Annotated in this window: 18 protein-coding genes; 1 reads left to right on the top strand and 17 read right to left on the bottom strand. The window is 68.1% G+C overall.

The features are described 5' to 3' along the window. Positions 1–65: 65 nt before the first annotated feature. Positions 66–746 (bottom strand): ABC transporter ATP-binding protein, encoded by a 681-nt coding sequence (locus VGI12_12970; protein ID HEY2433580.1) that lies wholly within the window; start codon positions 744–746, stop codon positions 66–68. A gap of 23 nt (positions 747–769) precedes the next feature. Between VGI12_12970 and efp the strand changes: the two genes are divergently transcribed. After that, on the top strand, positions 770–1,345 hold the full coding sequence (efp, locus tag VGI12_12965) for an elongation factor P (protein ID HEY2433579.1): 576 nt from the start codon (positions 770–772) through the stop codon (positions 1,343–1,345). A 12-nt stretch (positions 1,346–1,357) separates the two neighbouring features. Here the strand turns inward: efp and VGI12_12960 are convergent, their stop codons facing one another. The 16 genes from VGI12_12960 to VGI12_12885 all read right to left on the bottom strand — a co-directional run bounded on the left by VGI12_12960 (position 1,358) and on the right by VGI12_12885 (position 18,265). Then, positions 1,358–1,645 (bottom strand): hypothetical protein, encoded by a 288-nt coding sequence (locus VGI12_12960; protein HEY2433578.1) that lies wholly within the window; start codon positions 1,643–1,645, stop codon positions 1,358–1,360. A 27-nt stretch (positions 1,646–1,672) separates the two neighbouring features. Beyond that, positions 1,673–3,484 (bottom strand): ATP-binding protein, encoded by a 1,812-nt coding sequence (locus tag VGI12_12955; GenBank protein ID HEY2433577.1) that lies wholly within the window; start codon positions 3,482–3,484, stop codon positions 1,673–1,675. Next, positions 3,481–4,362: a hypothetical protein gene (locus tag VGI12_12950; GenBank protein ID HEY2433576.1), complete on the bottom strand. Its 882-nt coding sequence runs from the start codon at positions 4,360–4,362 to the stop codon at positions 3,481–3,483. Before VGI12_12950 ends, VGI12_12955 begins: the two co-directional genes overlap by 4 nt. Next, positions 4,355–5,221: an ABC transporter ATP-binding protein gene (locus VGI12_12945; GenBank protein HEY2433575.1), complete on the bottom strand. Its 867-nt coding sequence runs from the start codon at positions 5,219–5,221 to the stop codon at positions 4,355–4,357. Before VGI12_12945 ends, VGI12_12950 begins: the two co-directional genes overlap by 8 nt. Beyond that, positions 5,222–6,043 (bottom strand): ABC transporter permease, encoded by an 822-nt coding sequence (locus VGI12_12940; GenBank protein ID HEY2433574.1) that lies wholly within the window; start codon positions 6,041–6,043, stop codon positions 5,222–5,224. It abuts the gene before it with no gap. Continuing rightward, on the bottom strand, positions 6,040–7,773 hold the full coding sequence (locus tag VGI12_12935; GenBank protein ID HEY2433573.1) for an OmpA family protein: 1,734 nt from the start codon (positions 7,771–7,773) through the stop codon (positions 6,040–6,042). The genes VGI12_12940 and VGI12_12935 overlap by 4 nt, the downstream gene beginning before the upstream one ends. 84 nt (positions 7,774–7,857) lie before the next feature. Further along, positions 7,858–8,619: a PspA/IM30 family protein gene (locus VGI12_12930; protein HEY2433572.1), complete on the bottom strand. Its 762-nt coding sequence runs from the start codon at positions 8,617–8,619 to the stop codon at positions 7,858–7,860. Between the two features lie 22 nt (positions 8,620–8,641). After that, entirely contained in the window at positions 8,642–9,418 is a 777-nt protein-coding gene (locus VGI12_12925; protein ID HEY2433571.1) for a vWA domain-containing protein, read from the bottom strand. A gap of 30 nt (positions 9,419–9,448) precedes the next feature. After that, positions 9,449–10,105, bottom strand: coding sequence for a hypothetical protein (locus VGI12_12920; protein HEY2433570.1), 657 nt, complete (start codon positions 10,103–10,105; stop codon positions 9,449–9,451). Between the two features lie 68 nt (positions 10,106–10,173). Further along, positions 10,174–11,277 carry a serine hydrolase domain-containing protein gene (locus VGI12_12915; protein HEY2433569.1) on the bottom strand — a complete coding sequence of 368 codons (1,104 nt, stop codon included), beginning with the start codon at positions 11,275–11,277 and terminating at the stop codon, positions 10,174–10,176. A 2-nt stretch (positions 11,278–11,279) separates the two neighbouring features. Beyond that, the gene (locus tag VGI12_12910) at positions 11,280–11,813 is read right to left on the bottom strand and encodes a DUF4390 domain-containing protein (protein ID HEY2433568.1); all 534 of its coding nucleotides are present in this window, start codon (positions 11,811–11,813) and stop codon (positions 11,280–11,282) included. A gap of 105 nt (positions 11,814–11,918) precedes the next feature. Continuing rightward, positions 11,919–12,530 carry a hypothetical protein gene (locus VGI12_12905; protein HEY2433567.1) on the bottom strand — a complete coding sequence of 204 codons (612 nt, stop codon included), beginning with the start codon at positions 12,528–12,530 and terminating at the stop codon, positions 11,919–11,921. Positions 12,531–12,556: 26 nt separating this feature from the next. Beyond that, positions 12,557–15,118 (bottom strand): ABC transporter permease, encoded by a 2,562-nt coding sequence (locus VGI12_12900; GenBank protein HEY2433566.1) that lies wholly within the window; start codon positions 15,116–15,118, stop codon positions 12,557–12,559. Further along, positions 15,115–15,480 (bottom strand): PadR family transcriptional regulator, encoded by a 366-nt coding sequence (locus VGI12_12895; GenBank protein HEY2433565.1) that lies wholly within the window; start codon positions 15,478–15,480, stop codon positions 15,115–15,117. Before VGI12_12895 ends, VGI12_12900 begins: the two co-directional genes overlap by 4 nt. A 50-nt stretch (positions 15,481–15,530) precedes the next feature. After that, on the bottom strand, positions 15,531–17,255 hold the full coding sequence (locus VGI12_12890) for a pectinesterase family protein (GenBank protein ID HEY2433564.1): 1,725 nt from the start codon (positions 17,253–17,255) through the stop codon (positions 15,531–15,533). Next, complete coding sequence (locus VGI12_12885; GenBank protein ID HEY2433563.1) at positions 17,255–18,265, bottom strand: acetylxylan esterase; 1,011 nt, start codon at positions 18,263–18,265, stop codon at positions 17,255–17,257. Before VGI12_12885 ends, VGI12_12890 begins: the two co-directional genes overlap by 1 nt. Positions 18,266–18,320: the final 55 nt, after the last annotated feature.

Genomic DNA, 18,320 nt, shown 5'->3' with positions numbered 1-18,320 from the left:
TGAAGCCGCGGCCAGGGAGCCCAATGGTCTCGCTGCCGCCACTGCCGCGTGTGCAGCGGCGGCGGTCACGCGGCCACCACCGCACCGTCGAGCATGGTGATCGTGCGGTGCGCATACTCGCGCGCCAGCGACGCGTCGTGCGTCACCAGGATGATCGTCTTGCCGTCGCGCTCGTTGAGCGTCTTCAGCAGCGTCATGATTTCGCCCGTCGTCCGGCTGTCGAGATTGCCGGTCGGCTCGTCGGCGAGGAGCAGGCGCGGGTCGTTCGAGAGCGCGCGGGCGATCGCCACGCGCTGCTGCTCGCCGCCCGACAGCTGTTGCGGCCGGTGCTGCTGACGGCCGGCGAGCCCCATCGCCTCGAGCAGCCGCAACGCCTTGGCGTCGCGCTCGGCGCGCGCCACGCCGGCAAACATCAGCGCCAGCGTCACGTTCTCGACCGCGTTCATGGTCGACACGAGATTGAACGACTGGAAGATGACGCCGACGGTGGTGCGGCGATGGACGCTGAGCTCGTCGCTCGACATCTGCGCCAGATCCCGATCGAAGACTCGCAGCGAGCCGGAGGTCGGCCGATCGAGACCGGCGACGAGATTGAGCAGCGTCGACTTGCCCGACCCGGACGTGCCGAGCAGCCCGACGAACTCTCCCGGCTGCACGGCGATCGACACGCCGTCGAGCGCACGCACCGTCGCCGCCCCCATCTGGTAGTGCTTGCGCAAATCGCGGGTCTCGAGCAGGGCGGGCATGGCGAAGGCTACAATATATGGCTATGGCAGCGCTGATCGAAGCGATCGACGTGAAGCGGAAGATGTTCGTCGAGTTCGAGGGGGCCCCCTACCACGTGGTCGACGTCGACGTGTCGCGCCCGACCGCGCGCGGCGGCCAGACCCTCGTCCGGCTGAAGATGCGCAACCTGATCACGCGCGCCGTCTTCGACAAGACGTTCAAGGCGGGCGACAAGTTCGGGGAACCGGATCTGGAGGTCGTCGAGGCCCTCTTTCAGTACGCCGATTCCGACGGCTACCACTTCATGGATCAGGAAACGTTCGATACGATGACGCTCCGGACCGACGTGCTCGGCGACGACCGGCTGCTGCTCACCGACAACGTCGTCGTCTCGGTGCAGAAGTACAACGGCAACCCGATCGGGCTGCAGTTTCCGCCGCACGTGGAGCTGACGGTGACGTCCTGCGAGCCCGGCGTCCGCGGCGACACGGCGTCGGGCGGGGTGACCAAGAGCGCGACGCTGGAGACCGGTCTCGAGATCCGCGTCCCCCTCTTCATCAAGGAGGGGGAGAAGGTGAAGGTCCACACCGAGACGCGGGAATTCGCCGGCAGAGCGTAGGGACGGCTCGTCTCAGCCGAGGACCATCTTGGCGCGTTCCTGGTGCAGCTCGTGCAGCAGGCGCATGACGTTGTAGGCGGTCAGTTCGACGAGCAGCGTCGTCACCTGTCCATGCTGGTCGTCGTTCAACAGCGGTTCCGTCTTCTTCATCACGTCGACGAGCCGCTGCTCCTGCGACGCCAGCTCCTTCGCCGTGACGACGCCGTCGGCCAGCGCGTCGGTGAACGACTGGAGCTTCGCGACGCGCTCCTGAATCTGCTCCGTCCCTGCCTTCTCGTCGAACCAGCTCGTCTTGGCCATCACGATGCTCCTATCTTCGGAGCTGTCCTACAGCTCCCTTACCAGTTGTTTGAGCGCCGTCAGGCGCTCCTGCAGCGCGGCGCGGCCGCCCGGCGCATCGGTCTTCTGCTGCGCCGCCGCGGTCAGGAACACGCGGTCGGTGCACTCGAGGATGGCGGCCACTTCCTGCAGCTCCCGCTCGAGCCCCTGCGTCGACGGCAGGAACCCGGCAATCGCCTGCGCGAGCGCCTCCTTGGTCACGTGGTCGGCGCCGGCGAGAATCGACGCGCGCCAGGCGCGGCCGACGATGCCCTCGATGTCGGCGCCCGACAGCTGTCCCTTCTGCGTGATCGGCGGCAGGTCGTCGGCCGCCACCGCCGATCCGAGCTTCTTCGCCAGGATCACGAACATCTGGCGGATCTCCTGCTCGTCGATCGGATAAAACAGGGGAACGTGCACCTCGGCCCGCCCCTGGCGCTTGATGTCGATCGGAAGCAGGTCCGGGCGGGCGGTCAGCAGCATCCAGATGATCTTGCCGCGATAGCGCGTGTCGCCCATCTGCGAGGCGATCATCGCGAACACGCGGCTCGAGGTGCCGGAGTCCCCCTCCGATTCACGGTTGCCGAGCGCCGCGTCCGCCTCGTCGACGACGACCACGACCGGCCCCATCGCGCGCAGCACCGACAGGACCCGCTCGAGATTACCCTCGGTCTCGCCGACGTACTTCGATCGGAAGTTCTTGAGGACGACGCAAGGCACGCCGATCTCGCCGCTGACACACTGCGCGAGAAACGACTTGCCGGTGCCGACCGGTCCGCACATCAGGTAGCCCATCGGCATGCTGGCGAGGGCGCCGCGCTTCAGCAGCGCCGCGTCCTCGCGCAGGCGCGCCTTGGCGGCCTCGTGGCCAACCACGGTATCGAGCGTCCACCTGGGCTCGATGAACTCGAGCAGCCCCTGTCCGCGCCGCTCGAGCAGCCGCTTCTTCAAGTCCCGGAACGCCTTCGTGTCGAGGCGCGTCACCCCTTCGCGGGCCGTCTGCACGAGCACGTTGAGATCGGTCAGCGAGATGCCCGCCGTCAGCGCTCCGAGCTGCGCCGGATCGAAGTCGGAGTAGCCCTTGACGCCGTCGGGCGCGGTCGTGTCTTCGATGAAGGCGCGGCGTTCCGATTCGGCGGGCAGCGGCACTTCGATGGTCGCGACGTGCGGGTTGCCGGTGAGGCGGTCGTTCAGATCGGCCAGCTTCTCGTCGATCATCACGAACGCCATGTTGAGGCGTTTCACGTACGGGCTGGTCGCCCAGTTCAGGACCGTGACGAGCTGCGACGAGGCCTGGTTGCTGAGCCGGCCCGGCTCGCTGGCCGGAAACACGTACGACGCCTGGTCGATGATGACCGCGACGCTGAGACGGTCGGCCTCGGCCGCCATGAGGTTGTTGCGCACGAAGCGATCGAGCAGTGCCAGCGCCGCGGCCGGATCCTTCTGGATGGCGGTGAGATCGCCGATCTTCCGGTTGACGAGCGACACCATGTCCTTCAGGCGCTTCTCGTCGCGTCCGGCGAGCGCGCGCAGGCCGCGCCCGACGTCGTAGTGCAGCACCAGCGACCAGCGGCCGAACACCTGCTCCGCGAGGAACTCGGCGAGGACCGCGTACCGACCCTCGACACGCTCGGGCTGGCCTGAGCCTGTCGAAGGCCGTCGGTCCGGCTCGGCCCCGATGCGGAAGACGTCGTAGGTGTTGCCGTGCAGCACGAACGCTGCGGTGGTGCCGGAAAAATACAGATCGGCGAGCTGCGTGGCCCACGGTGGATACCACGCGGGCAGATCGAGCGGCCGCGTCTTGATGGTCTCGCCGCTCATGACTTGAGCACCTGCCGCAGGTCCGACTCGAGAATCGGCGGCGGCTCCTCGAGCTGTTCACCAAGGCCGGTGAGATGTTGCAGCTCGCTGACCGCCTTCTCGGTCTGCCGCATGCTCTCGGCAGCGGCGTCCGCCTGACCGCTGAGGAAGTCGGGGTCCTGGCGATTGACGGCCATCTCGGCGAGCGCCTGGATCTTGCCTTCGATGCGATCCAGCTCGATGCTCACGAACTCGGCGTTCTTCTTGGCGCGGCTGAAGTTGTCGAGCCGCAGCTCGGCCATCGCCAGGCTGTCCTGGAGCGACTTGGTGACCCGTTCGTCGCTCCCCTTCTGCGCCGCGTCGAGGCTCTTGCGAAGTTCTTCCGCCTTCGAGCTCATCTCCTGCTCGTTCGTGGTCCGGAGAAACCGGTCGAGCGCCGCTTTCGAAACGAGCAGGCGCAGGAACAGCCAGAGCAGGCGATCCAGTCCGGGCGTGCTCATCGCGTCGCCGGTCGCCTGATCGCCGGCCGCCCCGCGCACGCCGGCGGCGATGCCCCGCATCTCGCGGCAGCGGGCGTGCAGCGCCTGGAACCGGTTGCGGGCGTCGGGGGTGAGGCCGGCGAGCAGGCTGCCCAGCGTCTGCGCCGGAACGACTTCCACCTTGAGCGGCCCTTTCGCTTCGCCGTAGACCTTCGCGTCGATGGCGGCGCGGAAGCGCGGGATCGACGTCAGGGCGGCGAGATACGCCAGTTCGGCGGCGCCGACCAGCGGGATCAGGACGTCGGGCACCGGCGACAGCGCGCCCGCGGCGGTACCGCCGAGAAACAGCAGCAGGTTCCAGCGGAAGAGAAACGCTTCCGCGAGATAGCGCCCGAGACCCGCGGTCCGGGTCTCAGTCATCGCCAGCCCGCGTCGACGCCGACAGCGTGTCGATGATGTCGCGGATCTCGAACACGAACTTCATGAACTCGGGCCGCCGCTGCATCTCCTTGGGCGGGAACTCCGGCCCAGGCACGCGCATCTCCTTCAGGATCGTGCCCGGCGCCGACGAGAAGATGTAGACGCGATCGCCGAGATACACCGCCTCCTCGATCGAATGGGTCACGAAGAAGACGGTCGCCTGCGCCTCGCGCCAGAGATCGACCAGCAGCCCCTGCATGTGCAGCCGCGTGGTTGGATCGAGCGCGCCGAAGGGCTCGTCCATCAGGATGATGCGCGGCGACAGCGCGAGCGTGCGGGCGATCGCCACCCGCTGCCGCATGCCTCCCGACAGCTCGCTCGGGTACTTGCCGGCGTCGCGCTTCACGTCGAGGCCGACCCGCTGGATCCACTCGCGGGCGCGCTCGCGCCGCTCCCCGGCCGGCACACCGCGGCACTCGAGCCCGAAGGCGACGTTGTCTTCGACGGTGCGGTTGTCGAATGACGTGTAGTCCTGGAAGACCATGCTGCGATCCGGGCCGGGCCCGCCGATCGAACCGCCGCCGACCAGCACCGTCCCGGTGGTCGCCGGATAGTGCGGGCGCAGGCCGGCGATCAGCCGAAGCACCGTCGACTTGCCGCACCCCGAGGGCCCGAGGATCGCGATGAACTCCCCCTTGCCCGGCAGGTCCTCGACGCTGAACGTCACGTCGTGGATTACCGTCAGGTCGCCGAACGTCTTGGTGACGTTCTTGAAATCGACGATATTGGGGGCCGGCGACGGCGTCGGCGGTGTCGGCGTCGGGGCGGCCGGAGCCGGCGGTTTGACGGGTTCGCTCACCTATTCCTCGACCGTGCGATACGGAAACAGGCCGCGCTGGAAAAAGTAGAGCACGCGATCGATGCCGTAGGCGAGCAGCCCGATGATCAGGAGGATGAGGATGATGTGCTCCGACATCCCGCGCCGCTGGCTCGACATCAGCAGATAACCGAGGCCGTGCTGCGCGTTGATCAACTCCGCCAGCATGATATAGCCGAACGCCAGGCCAAACAGGTGGCGCAGGCTGTTGTAGATGTCGGGCAGCGACAGCGGCAGCAGCACCTTGATGACGATCTGCAGCGGCGAGGCGCCGAGCGTCTGCGCCGTCTCGACGTAACGATCCGGCACGCCGACCACGGCGGCGACGGCATCGGAGTAGACGAACGGCACGCAGGCGATGAAGATGAACATCACCTTCTGCGTCTCGTCGATGCCGAACCACAGGATGGTCAGCGGAATCAGCGCCGCGACCGGCAGGTTGCGGCCGAAGAGGGCCAGCGGCGCGCCCGCCGCCTCGAACACGCGCCACGCGCCGGCCGCGATCCCGAGCGGCACGCCGATCAGCGCGGCGAGCAGGAAGCCGCTGAGCACGCGGCGCAGCGTCGCCGCGATGCTCGCCATGAGGGCGCGCTCGCTGAACAGGCTCGGAAAGCTCCGGGCCACTTCCAGCGGGCTCGGCAGGATCACCGGCGAGATGATCCGTTCCTCCGAGCCCAGTCCCGAGGTCAGGAACCACCAGACGCCGACCAGCACCGCGACGGCGCCGACCCCGGCCAGCCGTCCAATCATCGGCGGCGGCGGCAGCCGCAGCGCGAACAGCGAGCGACGGTCGCCGGCGGTCATTTACCGGGGGCCGGCGCCGCTTCCGCCGGATAGACCTTGATCTCGACGCGCCGATTCTTGGCGTTGTTGTCCGGATCGGCCGGATCCGCCGGACGGTCCCACCCCATGCCCGCCGTCGAGAACTGGTTCGCCTGCAGCGACGGGAACTTGCGGATCACGGCTTCCTTGACGGCGTTAGCGCGGTTCTGCGAGAGCTCCTGCACGACGCTCTTCGGCACCGAGGTGCGCATCGAGCTGTCGGTGTGCCCTTCGATGACGATGCGGGCCGCGCCGTACTGCCCGGCGAGCTTGCCGATCTCGTCGACCACGAACCCGACGTTCGGATCGTAGAGCTCCTCGGTGTCCTTGCCGCCGTCCGTGCGCGTGACCTTCTTGCTCAGGTCCCACGAGTTCGGGAAGAAATGGATGACGACGGTCTTGGTGAGGATCTCGTCCTTCTCTCCCTGCACGGTACTGGCGCTGGCCGGCGCGAACTGCACGTCGTACTCGTTCTTCTGCGACGAGTACTTCGCCTCGGCGCCGAGCTTCTGGATGATCGAGAAGTCCATCACCTGATCGAACGGCGTCTGGTCGGTGACCGCGTTGATCCGCTTGTAGAGGAAGTAGGCGGTCGACCAGGTGCGCTCGAAATTGGTCGGGTTGTTCTGGTTGAGGAAGAACTCGCGGTTCTCGGCGTAGTTGGTCGAGTGCGCGTCGCCGAGCATGCCGAGCGCGTCGCTCTCGGGAATCGAGTAGCCGGCGGACATCAGCTTGGCGACCTTCTGCTTGTTCTCCTGCGACTTGAGATCCCCCATCGCGTCGAAGATGCCGCGGACGATCCCCTCCATCACGTCGGGGTTGTCCTTGGCGAAGTCGGCGCGCGCGAACCACACGTCGGCGATCAGCTTGTTCGCCGTCGACGTGTTGACCAGCATGCGGTTGCCCTTCACCTTCTCGAGGTTGTAGATGTCGGGCGACCAGCTGACGACGCCGGCCAGGCTCTTGTCGGCGTTGAAAGCAGCGGCCGCCTGGAAGGCGTCCTGCGTGAACTTGAACTGCACTTCGGCCGGCTGCACGCCGGCGTTGATCAACGCGTTGAGGATAAAGAACTGCGACGGCGAGTTCTGCGCCAGCACCACCGTCTTGCCGCGCAGATCCGCCATCGTCTTGACGCTGTCGCGCACGACGATGCCGTCGCCGCCGTTCGACCAGTCGACCTGCTGGAAGACACGCGGCATGACCCGCGAGTCCTTGCGCAGTCCCTCGAGGAACAGCGGAACCATGTCGAGCGTGCCCCAGCCGACGTGCAGGTTGCCGGCCGCGTAGGCGTCGCGCATCGCGATCGGGTCGTCGATCAGCACGAGCTCGACTTTGAAGTCCTTGCCGCCCGGCGTGTGCCACAGCTTGCCCGGCTTGAAGCCGTTGTTGGCGAAGATGATCGGGCTCCAGCCGGCCCACACGTTGATGCCGAAACGGACCGTGCGGTCGGCCATCGGCTTGTAGTTGGAGATGCCCTTCACTTCCGGCAGCCGCGACGCGGAGACGAAGTTGTATTCCTTGACCGTCGTGATGCCGGAGCTGTCGGGCGCTTCCGCGCCCCCTTTCATCTTGTTCAGCTCGTCGGAGGTGAACTGACCGACCTTCGATCCCGACCCGATCGCGCCATAGCGCCACAGCGCTACGCCGACCAGGCCGATGACGACGAGTAGAACTGCGACGTAGAAAGCCGGTCTGGGCTGTCCGTTCGCCATGTCAGGGCGCTCCTATGGGGCCGCTGCAGGGCGGCGGCCCAAATACCGAATGTCGCGTGTCGAATGTTGACGCCGGTCGAACCATCAGTTCGTCTGTTTCTGCTCGGAGGTGTCGGTCGCCGCGGGTCCCAGGTCCTTCGCCGTGCTCGCGACGGGAGACGTTTCGGGCGATTTCAGGCCGAGCTCCACTTCGAAGTCGGACAACGCCTGGTCGGCCATCACCTGCTGCATCTTCTCTTCCGCCTGGATGTCGGCGATCCCCTTCGACGACAGATCGGCGGCGACCCGCACCTTGCCGCGGTTCTGATCGATCTTCTGCTGGATGACCTGCTCGATCTGCCCGAAGTCGGTGGTCAGGTTGACATCGAACGTCTCCGACAGCTTCGCGATCTCGGCCTCGGCGGAGCTCATCTTGAGATCGGCGTCGTACTTCTGGATCTTGTCGCGCAGCTCGATCAGCTTTTCGTTGGCGTGCTGAATCTTCTTGAGGTTGTTGTTGTACGCCGTTTCGTGCATCTCGAGCTGCTGCCCGTTGGCCTGCATGTCGGTCTTCGCTTTCTGCAGCTCGAGCGCGAACTTGGCGGCGGTGGTCCGATCGCCGGCCTTCAGATAGGCCTTCGTCTCGGCCTCGAGCTTCTGCACCTGCGAGCGGTTGGCCGCCACCTGCCGCGTGACGCGCTCGACCAGCCCGCGGTACTGTTCGAGGCCGGTGCGCCCTTCCTTCAACTGCTCGACCGACCGATCGTACTCGTAGCGCATCTGCGCGACGGGATCCGCCTCCCAGAACAGGTTGGCCACCTTGTTCACCTGCGCCCGAAACGCCGACCAGAACTTTTGCAGAATCACCGAGGACTCCTTGGCAGGCCGCTCACTTCTTCACTCCGTCGCGCTCGCCGGCGGCTGCCTCGGCGAGGATCTTTCCCTGGTAGATGCCGTCGAGCGCCGCGCGCAGCTGGGGCGCGCTGCCGGCGCCGAACACGTCGCCGCCCGTCTCCTTGAGGAACGCGAATTTCTCCGGACTGGTGTCGAAGGCGACAAAGTAGATCTGCACCGCGCCTTCGCTCTTTCGGAAGATGTCCCGCGCGACTTCATCCGGCGGACGTCCGTTCCGATTCTCGCCGTCAGTCACCACGAGCAGATACTTGCGGAAGACCCCCGCCCGGTAGAGGTCGGGCCGCGCCTCGCGCATCGCGTCGCCGATCGCCGTGCCGCCGCCGGGCCGCGGCAGGTTCTCGATCGTCTCGCGCAATGCCGCCCGGTCGTAGGGACCGATCGGCCGCCGCCGGTGGACGCTGCTCGAAAAGGTGTAGATGCCGATCTTGACCGGAAAGTCCGGACGCCGCGCGACGAAGGCGTCCGTGGCGTCGAGCATCGCTTCGAGCGCCTCCTGGGCCACGACATATTTGGGACGAGAATCGCCAGGCGCGCGTTCCTTCATCGACCCGGAAGTGTCGACGAGAATCGCCACGGCCGCGCCGAGCCCCTCCTCGACCTCCGCCTGGTAGGGCGCTTCCGATTCGGCCGAGTCAGGCGCCCGGCTGCGCTCGCGCCGCGGCCCTGGGCCGCATCCGGCCGCCAGCATGCCAGCCAGCACGGCCGCTATCGGGCCGCGCCACACACGAAAGGCCTTCGAGCCGGGTGTCATCACAGGCTGTCCGGTTGACCGAGCAGTCTATCACCGACGGATCACCAACCCGATCTCCGCCGTCATGTAGTGCAGGCGCAGATCCGAGCTGGTTCCGTTCAACGGATTCGACCCGGGATCGCGGCGCAGCCCGCCGTGATAGCGCACATCGAAGCGGATGCCGGTCCCCTGCGAGAAGAAGCCGATCGCGCCGGCGCCGATGCTGAAGCCTGGCATGTTCGCGGTCACGGGATAAAGGTGCTGCGATTCCTGCGTCGACGAGGGCTGGTCGATCGAGACGGCGCGCAGCAGGCCGAAGCCGCCCGAGACGTAGGGCCGCAGAAAATACTCGGTCCACCGCTTCGGCACCGTCAGCACGAGGTTGCCGGTCGCCGAGAGCGAGTAGCTCGTCGCGATGGCAGCCGGCGGCGGATTCAGCGGATCCCGCGGACCGTCGAACTCGAAGAAATGGCGCGTGTAGAGGACGATCCCTTCGACGCCGATCACCCCGTCGCCGAAATGGCTCACCATGCCGCCGAAATTGAAGTGCCGCTTGCCGGTGCCGAGCTGCAGATCGTTGAGCGTGGTGCTGCCGGCGAAGGTGACGCCGAACGAGGGTGTGAAGTGCCATTCCGCGGCCGCGGGACGCGCCGCCAGGAGAAGACACACGCCGCAGAGCGCCGCCGTTTTCAGGATTCCGCCGCTCACGTTGTCGCTAGGACGCCACGAAGCACGACGCGCGGGCATTCACCATTCCGGCCGGCGCCCGGGCGCCGCTAGATCACCAGCCGCAGGAAGAGCGAGGCGAAGAGCGAGCGCGTCACGTCGCCTTGCGTCAAATCAAAAGGAGCCGTCAGGCCGTCGCTGTTGGCGAGCAGGATGAACGTGATCCCGCGCGCAGGCAGCTTGACGATCAACGCCGAATAGGCGTTCGGCACGTTGCCGAAATGCCAGACGACGCGCTCCCCCTTGTAGGTCTGGACGAACCAGCCGAGCCCCATCGGCGATGGCGTCCCCGAGGCGCCGACCGCCGGCGTCCACGCCGCGCCGAGCGTGTCGGCGAGCAGGAGGCCGCCATTGTCCCCCTGGTCCAGCGCGGCGTCGAACTTCGCAAGGTCGCGAACCGTCGAGACGAGCCCGGCGGCGGCGTTGATGCCCGAGGTGGGGACCGTGGTCACGTCCGTCCGGGTGCGGTTGGTCACCTTGTACGGGACCGCCAGCCGATCGAGCACCGCGCGATAGTGGTCGCGGTCCTCGTCGGTGAAGAGGCCGTCCGGCAGCGAGAGACCGGGGTCCTTCCAGTCGGTGCCCGGCGCCGAATCCTGCATCGCCAGGTGCTCGAGAATCCGGTGAGCCACGCTCTTGCGGTACGGCTGCGGCGCGCAGGCTTCCACGAGCTCGGTCACGTGCGCGAAGCGTTCGGGGCTGTACTGGAAGGCGTCGCGCGTCGAGCCCGGTGGATTATGGGACAGCAGCCCGCGCAGCGTCGCTGACGGCTCCGGCGACGACAGGCCGTAGCGTTCGATCGGATCGTCGAGCGCGAGATGCCGCTGCTCGACACACTGCAGCGCGAGCACCGCCGCCAGCGTACCGGTCAGATCGCCGACGACGTACGGCGTGTCAGGGGCGGTGCGCACGTGCGAGTTCAGGTTGGCGTAGCCGAATCCGCGTTCCCACGCGATCTCCCCGTCACGGACGATGGCGCCCGACATGCCGGGGATGCCGGCTTGCGCCCGCAGCGATTCGAGATAACTCTCGAGAACGGGAATCGTGCTGCCGGGCGTGAAGATGGAGGGCTGCTGCTGCTGGGCGCCGAGAAGCGCGCCCGACGCCGCCAGGGCCAGCACCGACACGACGCCGCAACGGGTCAGGCGTCGCATGGTCACTTCACGAACGTGAACTTCGCCGACCCGATGGCATCGTCGGCAGCCCACGGCCACAGAAAGGCGCTGTTGCGCGGGCTCGCGTTGGCGCGCACGCGCACGTAGTACTCGGCGTTGGCCTCGAGCGGGACCCCGCGAAAGAGTGACATCCGGGCGAAGTCGTTGGTCAGCCACCGCCAGGCTTCGTCCTCCTGCATCGTCGTGTCGGACCAGTCGATGCGCCCGTCGATGGCGCGGGTGACGGTGTAGCGCCGCGTCAGGTTGTCGAATTTCACCGTCGCGGCGACCACGTGGGTGTCGATGGTGCGGTCGAACCAGGCGCCCGAGGCGCGCCGGAGGTCGACTTTGTAGACGAATTTGACGAGCAGCCCGCTGTGAATGGCGTCCTTGATCGGGTCGGTCAGCGCCTCATCGAGCTGAAACGAGACGAGTACCTCGCCGTCGCGAGGCAGGGGCGTCACCTGCAGCGTCTGGGCGGCCTGGCTGCCCAGCATGAGGGCGGCAACCAGCACGAAGGCGGCACGAACGGGCATCACCAGGATCTGCCGCTATCATACTCATCCGACGGATCTAAATCCATCGTGTGTCACGGGTTGCGCGCAAGAGCCAGCTGGGCCGCCGGCGCCCGCCGTGGCCCCTCATCCGAAACGGTCGTACGGAACCTCGACGAACGGCGGCAGGCGGGACGCCGCGATGACCTGAAGCAGTCCGCTCCGCTCGTGGAACTCCATGCCGTCGCGGTCGATCACCACGGTATTGGGCGAGATTGGCGCGAGCCGCCGGAATTCGGCGTCGATCAGGCGGAAGCGGCGCACCATGTTCTCCGCCGTTTCGTGCGGCCGGTTGCGGAGCCGGATATGCTTCTCGATCGTGTCGCTGCTCGAAGTCAGCACGATCACGCGGTCGGGGAGCCACGCGTCGCCGATCGCGGCAACCTTGTGCAGCTCCTTGTGCACCGCCCGCGGGTACTCGGCGATGTGCGCTTCCAGCGTGATGCGGGCCCCTTCGAAGAAAATCACCTTGCCGGGCGCGTCGTGGCCCGCGCCATCCCGGTAGTTGGCGTCGTAGACGCGGGCGAAGTACTCGGTCACGCCGACGGCGTTGCGGCCGGCCTCGATATCCTCGAGGACGCGCGGATCCCAGACGCCCTTCTCCCCTTCACCGTAGGAACCGTTGCGGTACAGGTCTCCCAGCTGGCGCACGAGCGTGCTCTTCCCGACACCCGGCCCCCCGACAATCGCGACACGCACCACCTAATATTACCCAAGCTGGGCGCTTACCCCTCGGCGCGGAGCGTCTCGGCGGGATCGACGCGCGCGGCGCGCCGCGAGGGCACATAGGCGGCCAGGGCCGCGGCCGCCGCGACCGTGACCGCGGCGGCGGCAAAGGCGATCGGGTCGAGGATCGACACGGCGCGCAGCTCCACGGCCGATGCCAGTGCCGCGAGCGCCGCGAACGCGAGCGCCAGACCGATCGCGACGCCGGTGCCGGCGGTCCGAGCCGTCTGGCGGAGCATCAATCCGACGACCGCCTTCGCGGTGGCGCCGAGCGCCATGCGGATGCCGATCTCGCGGCGCCGCTGCGCCAGCGTATAGGCGAGTACGCCGTACAGGCCGGACACGCTGAGCAGCAGCGCGATGCCGCCAAGCAGCGCACCCACCCACGACGCGGCGCGGACAGGATAGACCTGCGTGTCGCGCATCTCGTCGAGGCTGATCACCTCGAACGTGTCCGGATCCAAGCGGAGGCGGCGGAACGTCTCGCGCAGCATGTCGGGCCGGAACGCTGCCGGATCGCGCGGCTGGATCAGCAGCGCCGACACGTGCGGGTCGGCGGCCGCGGCCGGCAGATAGATGTGCGCGCGATCCGACCCCTCCATCATGATCCCGCTCACCATGTCGGGCACCACGCCGACGACCGTCACCTGGGCGTAGCCGTCGATACCGTCGGTGCGCGGCGGCGCCGGGCGTTGGATGGCAAGCGCGGCCCCGATCGGATCGTGGCCGGGCCAGAAGGCGCGCGCGGTGCTGTCGCTGACGAGCGCGACCCGCGCCGCCCGCCGGGCCTCGTCGGCGGTGAACGCGCGGCCGCGCAGGATCGGCACGCGGAGCATCGGCAGGAACTCCGGCGACACGAACGTGTACATGGTCGGCGTCAGCGCCGCGGCGCCGCCGGCGCCCATCGGCACGGAGCGGGTCACGAACAAGGGGTTGCCGCTGGTCACCGCGATCGACTCGATCCGCGGGTCGATCGAGAGCGCCTCGGCCACCGGACGAACCAGGCGGTCCTGTTCGCCGCGGACGTTGATCGAATAGACGTCCTTCGTCGAGTAGCCGAGATCGAGCCTGACGAGGGCGGTGAAGTTGCGGGCGAGGACGAGCGCCGTGACGACGAGCATGATCGACAGCGCGACCTGCACGACGACGAGCGCGTGGCGGGCGCGCGACGCCGATGGCCGGCCGGTGAGCTGGCCGCGAAGCGCGTCGGTTAGCGGCCGCCTCGACGCCTGCAGCGCCGGAACCAGTGCGAAGCCGAGCGTCGTCGACAGCGCGCAGCCGAACGCGAAGACGAAGACGCGCCAATCGAGCGGCGTCGGCGCGACGCGCAGCAGCGAGGCGACGAACGGGGGGAGCGTGGAGAACAGGATGACGACCGCGGCGCGGACGAGCCAGGCCGCGAGGACGAGCGCCGCGCCGCCGGCCAGTACCGCGATCAGCAGGCCTTCGGTCAGCAACTGACGCACGATGCGCGCGCGGCTGGCGCCGAGCGACAGCCGCACGGCGATCTCGCGGTGTCGCGACACCGCGCGCGCCAGCATGACGTTCGAGACGTTGACGCACGCGGCAAGCAGCACCAGCAGGAACGCCGCGAAGACCGGCGACAGCAGCGCGACGATCTCGACCGAGAGCGGGTTCGGCGTGCCACTGGGCACCAGCACCGCGCGGACGTCGCGCCCCGGCACGTCCGGCGGGGCCAGCCGTGTGGCGAATTCCTGCAGGCGAAGCGCGGCCTGCACGGGTGAGACGCCGGCACGCAGCCGTACGACGACCGGAGTCGATCCGGCGCCGTCGGGTGCCGCAGGCCGCCAGAGATCGTACGGAAAATCGTCGAGCCCGCCGAACTCGTCCCTGACGACACCCACCACCGTGACCGGCGTGGTGTCGAGGGTGAAGGTGCGCCCGAGCGCCTCGCGGTCGCCGCCAAACAGCCGTTTCGCCGCCTGCTGCCGGATCAGCACCACCGGCTGACCGCGGTCGACGGCGGCGAGCGGACGCCCCGCCGCCAGACGCGGCCGCAGGGTCGGAAAGTAATTGTCCGAGACGGCCGAGACGACGAGCGGCCCGAACTCCGACGAGACGAAGCGCATCTCGTTCGCGATGACCGCGTCGAACAGATCCGTGCGCGCACGCAATTCATCGTAGTCGCGCCATGGAAAGGCGTTGCCGACGGCTCCCGGAGCGCGCCAGGCGAGCCGGTACAGACGGTAGGGATCGGCGACCGCGAACGGCCGCAGTACGTAGGCGTTGAACACGCTGAAGGCGACGGTCAGCAGGCTCAGGCCGACAGCCAGTGTGACGACGGTGGTCATGAGAAACGCGGGGCTGCCGCGCAGCGTGCGCCACGCATACCGCACGTCCTGGCAAAACTGCTCGAGCCCTACCGATCGGCCGCGCTCGTGAAAATCCTCGCGCGCGCGAACGGCGCTGCCGAACGCCCTGTGCGCAGCGGCGGGCGCCTCCGCCGGCCGCATGCCGTCGGCGATCAGCCGATCCGCCTCGAGGTCGAGGTGGGCCTGCACCTCGGCGGCGAAATCGTCGTCGTCGCGGCGTCGGCTCATGCGCCGGGCTCCGGCTCGGGCCCGAGGACGCGCGCCATCGCGGCCGCCAGCCGGCGCCAGCGGCTCGACTGCCGCGCCAGATGCGCTCGTCCGGTCCTGGTCAGCGTGTAGTAGCGGGCGCGCCGGTTGTTGGCGGACGTGCCCCACTCGGCGGCGATGCGCTTCTTCTCTTCCAGGCGCTGCAGCGCCGGATAGAGCGCGCCGTGCTCGACGAGGAGCTCGCCGTCGGAGGTCTGCTGAATCGCGCGGGCGATGCCCTGGCCGTGTTCGGCGCCGAAGAGCAGCGTGCGCAGGATGAGCACGTCGAGCGTGCCCTGCATCAGGACGAGGCGTTCATCGGCTTTGCGGCTACGGGTTGACATCTAACCCAAGCATGCCGATTTTTTGGGTTAGATGTCAACCCAAGCACGAATCACCCTGGCTTCGGCAGGCCCGGCGGCTCGGGCGGCGGTCCTCCCGTGGCTCGCCCTTCGCACGGCTGTGCCGGCACGGCGGTCGGATCCCATTGGTCGGTCCCGCCAAGCACCGCGGCGGGAGTCATCGCGGCAGCCTCCGCGCGAGTCAGCCGTTTCGCCCAGCCGACGCGCGCGTCGTCCCGTCCGCCAGATCCGGTACTGCCGAATTCCGCGTAGCGGACGGTGCGCTCACGCTCCGGGCGATCCCAGTTGTGCCAGCCTTCCGGACGGACGACCTCGGACATCTGCGTGTCGAGAAACGCGACCTGCGCGAAATCGCGCCACGGCCTTCCCAGATAGCTGCGCACGTTGGGACTGTGTCCCGTGATGCGGCCGTTGGCGAACACGAACCCGTGCGGATGTTCGGGAGGCGTCGACGCGGCGGTGACATACCCGTCGCGCCAGCAATGAATGTGCGCTCGCTCGAAATACGCCGTCGCGCCCCCGAAGATGAAGTCGACGTGCCCGGCGATGAAGACGTCTTCGAAGTACTGGCGGCCGCGGTCGATGAAGATCGTGTCCTGCCAGCCGAGAAAGCGGCAGTTGCGGAACGCCACCCGATCGCCGTCGACCCGCAGCGCGAGCGCCTGTCCCACCGGTCCCGCGGCATTCTCGAGGGTCAGCCCCTCGACGATGAAGTCGTCGGCGTCGATGACGACGGTCGGCGTGCGATAGGTGCCGATCGGCTTGCCGTCGAGGCCGACCCGGTTGGCGTGCAGGTCGAAGGTGATGGTCGTGCGGGTGGGATCCTCGCCGACCAGGGTGACGAACCGCTTCTCGCGCTGGACGTAGACCAGCTCGCGATAGGTGCCGGCCCGCACCATGATCGTCCACCGGCGGTCGGCACGCGTGTTCTGCGGCAGCGCGTTGATGGCGTCCTGCACGGTCGTATAGTCGGCGCCGCCGTCGGCGGCGACGAACGCGTTGGCCAGCGGCGACTCGCGGAAGAGGGGCGCCAGCACGGGGATTGTCGCCCGCAACTCGGCGATGACCAGCGGCGCCACGCGCAGGCTGCCGCGCGTGTTCAGGTGCGTGCGGTCGACCGTCCCGTCTTCAGCGCGCGGGCTCATTGCCGTCCATGCCTCGTCGCCGAGCTGTTCGGCCAGCTCGATGCTGCGCTGGTGCAGATCGAGGACCGCCACCCGCTTCGCCGCGGCCACGGCCTTGACGGCCGCCACGTACGGATCGAGGTTCGGGACGATGGCGCCAGCCGGCGTGAACCGCCGTCGGGTCAGCGACGTGATGAGCACCGGCGTGGCGCCGATCGCCCGCGCCTCGTCGACGTATCGCGACAGATTCGCCGAGTAGGTCGTCAGTGGATCCGTTTCCCTGTCGGGTCCCTTGCCGGGTTCGTCGTTGTGCCCGAACTGGATCAGGTAATAGTCGCCGCGTGCCGCCAGCGCGTCGCGCCAGCGTCCCTCGTCGATGAAGCTTTTCGAACTGCGGCCGTTGGCCGCGCTGTTGAGGCACTCGGCGCCCGACCCGAGAAACTGCTTGAACCCGAATCCCCAGCCGCTGCCGTCGGTGACGGTGGAATCGCCGACTAGCACCAGGCGGACGGGCTTCGCCGCCGGATGTTGCGGGGAGGGGCGAGCCTGCGTCTCGCGCGGCCACGCGCCGGCGCGCACCGCATGAACGGCGGAGACGCCAAGCCCGACGGCCAGAAAATCTCTGCGGCGCATCAGAGGAATCGCTGCAGGAACGCCGCGGCTTCGCGGCGGCCTTCGGGGGTCTCCTGGTGGCCGACATCGTAGCGGACGATCTTCCAGCGCTCGGGATATGCCGCCGCGGCGTACACCCTCGTCAGTTCGCGATCGATGATGTCGACGCCTTCGGCCGGCTCGAGCTCGTCGCGCGTGCCGGTCACGCTGAGGTGCGCACGCGGGGCGATGAGGCTGTTGATGCCCGCGGACGTGAAGTGTTTCAACAGCCCTGGTACGTACATGTAGACGCCGTGATGCGACTGGAAGTGCTTCGCCAACAGCGTCTCGTACTCCACCAGACAGCAGATGTCGACCGTCACCTTGATGCGGGTGTCGAGCGCGGCGAGGTACTGCGCCATGGCGCTGCCCATCGACATGCCGAGCGTGCCGAGGCGGGAGGCGTCGACGTCCGGCCGGCTGGTCAGCCAGTCGACGGCCTTGAGGCTGTCGTAGATCATGTGGCCCCACAACACGCGCCCACGCCAGAGCATCTCCTTGAAGGTGTCGAGCTCGGTGGCATGGCTGCGCTCGCCGAACACCCAGTGATCGATGCAGAGCGCGAGGTAGCCGAGATCGGTCAGCTCTTTGGCGTAGGGCACCGGCTGCAGGTACGAACGGCCGTCGACGAACTCGGTTTTTCCGATGGTGTAGCCGCCGCCGTGCGAGTGGTTGAAGAGCACGGCGGGAAGACGCCCGCTGGCGCCGCGAGGCCGCGCCAGATACGCGGGGACCGTTTCGATGCCGTTCAGATCGAGCTCCCAGCGCTCGAGCACATACCCGTCACGCTCGGTCACCGCGGTCTGGCGGCCCGCGACGGCGCGACGGCGATCCGGCAGGTCGCCGAGCAGCCGGTAGAGCTCGTCGCGGCGCGCCGCGCTCGCGTCCGGCGGTGATCCGGACGCCATGATCCGGTCATGCGACGTGGACATGGACGCCGTCGCCACCGCGCCCGCCAGCTTCACCAGATCGCGCCGCGTGAGCGAATCCATGCGACGCATCATACGTCCCGGCGGCGCGCCCGCCCTCCGCGATGGGCACAGACGG

Source organism: Vicinamibacterales bacterium, assembly GCA_036496585.1.
Lineage (GTDB): Bacteria > Acidobacteriota > Vicinamibacteria > Vicinamibacterales > 2-12-FULL-66-21 > JAICSD01.
The sequence above is the reverse complement of the archived record's forward strand: the minus strand, read 5'-3'. Positions and strand labels throughout refer to the sequence as shown.